Below are 1,696 nucleotides of genomic sequence, written 5' to 3'. Positions count from 1 at the left end.
AAAAAAGCTTTGATTTGATATATAAACTATCAGATATTTGAGTGTGAGACAAGAAATACACCCCATCCTTGTCCCACTTAGGCCAGTCCCAGTATCTCTTGGCTTGATTATAACCCTTGTATCTTCCCGCGTAAAACGGCTGCTCTTTTGCGCCTTTTTGATTTATATAAGCGATTGCGTATTCATCCGTTTCGTTTGGAGTAAAGCCGAATTTGATGTTAAATTTCTTATCTCTTTGAACGGAATTTTCACGTCTGTTACCGTCTTCATTGCCGTTTATGTCCTTAACAAAACCGCTTGAAAGCTGCTGACCGCTATCCTCCATGAAGCTTCCGCCGGCTTGCACATAAAACATCTCTTGACGCGAGCCCAAGTTAAAATCCACATTATTGCCGAAAGTATCTTTGCTCTTACCCAGTTCAATCCCATATCCGATGTTGCCTTCAAATTCGCGCGTAGGCTTTTTGGACACTAAATTTATCGCTCCACCCATGGTGTTTGCACCGTAAAGCACGCTGCTTGCGCCTTTTGAGATTACGATTTGGCTTAGATCAAAGGTGGTAAAACGACCAAAATCCGCATTTCCGTCATACGGGATATAAACGGGAATTCCGTCTATAAATAGCGGTACGCGCCTAGCGTCAAAGCCGCGAATATAGAAATTCTGCTCAGCTCTTGGACCTTTCTTATCCACATAAACACCGGGTGTCGAGTAAGCGACTTGAAAGAGTCTTTTGATCTCATCTTTTTGCATCTTTTCGGTATCAATCACAACAACATTCGTGTCGCTTTTTTGCACACCTTCAACGCTTGAGACAACTTCAACCTGTCCTAGTTCAAAAACTTGAGCATGCCAAACCAATGGCGACACTACATGCCATTAATGCGCTCTTTTTCATCCCAACTCCTATATAAATTTAATTTTTATATTTTTAAATAGACTATATATAGATGTAATACAATATAAAATATATAAAAATAATTTTATTTAAGAGTTATTTAAAAGAAACTGAAATTTATTTAATGAAATTTAAATTTTTAGAGAGCAAAACAGCTTAATTTAGGGCAAATTTAAAAAACGGATAGGTGTAAAAACAATAGTAACAATTTAAGCTTTAAAATATATCTTTATATATTACAACTTCTAAATTTCTGGCTTCTATCTCCGAATTTAGCTTCGACTATCAACACAAGAGTATAAAAAATCTTCTCGTCATTTAGTCTTGCGATATCCCTTAGAGTCTGATTTTTGCCATCAAATTTAACTTCGCCGTCTTTTAAAATTTCAACAAGATCATCGGCATCAATTCGCAAAGTATCGGCGATAGTTTGGATAGTGTGATTTTCAAGCGCCATAACAAGCCTATCCATGTTGCAAAACGAGGGATTTTTCCTAGCCAAAACCACATCAAGAAACTCGTTAAAGAGCTTCACAAGCTTTCTTCGCTTGATAATGATATGAAGCATAGCCACAACCAAAAGCGCAAAACCGCAAATTCTATGCAGCAGTATAAGAAATTCGCTGTAATCTCCGCAAGCAAATTTAAAGCCCGAATAACCTAAGAGCAAAAGTCCTGCTGCAAGCAATACGATAAGCGTAAATTTATAAACTATCTTAACTTTAAACATTCAAAACTATCCTTATTCCACCGCCTAAATAGGCAGTTGTAGCAGCTTGGTTTGCTTGTGTCGCAAA

2 protein-coding genes are annotated in these 1,696 nt (G+C 37.4%); both read right to left on the bottom strand.

Annotated features, from left to right (window positions below):
* Positions 1-871 (bottom strand): TonB-dependent receptor plug domain-containing protein (locus CDOM15925_RS09900; protein ID WP_349644350.1); only part of this gene is annotated, 871 nt, incomplete at its 3' end.
* Positions 872-1,128: 257 nt separating this feature from the next.
* A complete protein-coding gene (locus CDOM15925_RS09895) occupies positions 1,129-1,629 on the bottom strand; it encodes a chemotaxis protein (RefSeq protein ID WP_169943241.1) in 501 nt (166 codons plus the stop codon).
* Positions 1,630-1,696 lie beyond the last annotated feature (67 nt).

It is taken from the genome of Campylobacter sp. RM15925 (assembly GCF_012978775.1).
GTDB classification, from domain to species: Bacteria; Campylobacterota; Campylobacteria; order Campylobacterales; family Campylobacteraceae; genus Campylobacter_A; species Campylobacter_A canis.
The sequence above is the reverse complement of the archived record's forward strand: the minus strand, read 5'-3'. Positions and strand labels throughout refer to the sequence as shown.

Coding starts and splice junctions, on each gene's coding strand:
- CDOM15925_RS09895 (WP_169943241.1), bottom strand. CDS start 1,629: ATGTTTAAAGTTAAGATAGTTTATAAATTTACGCTTATCGTATTGCTT.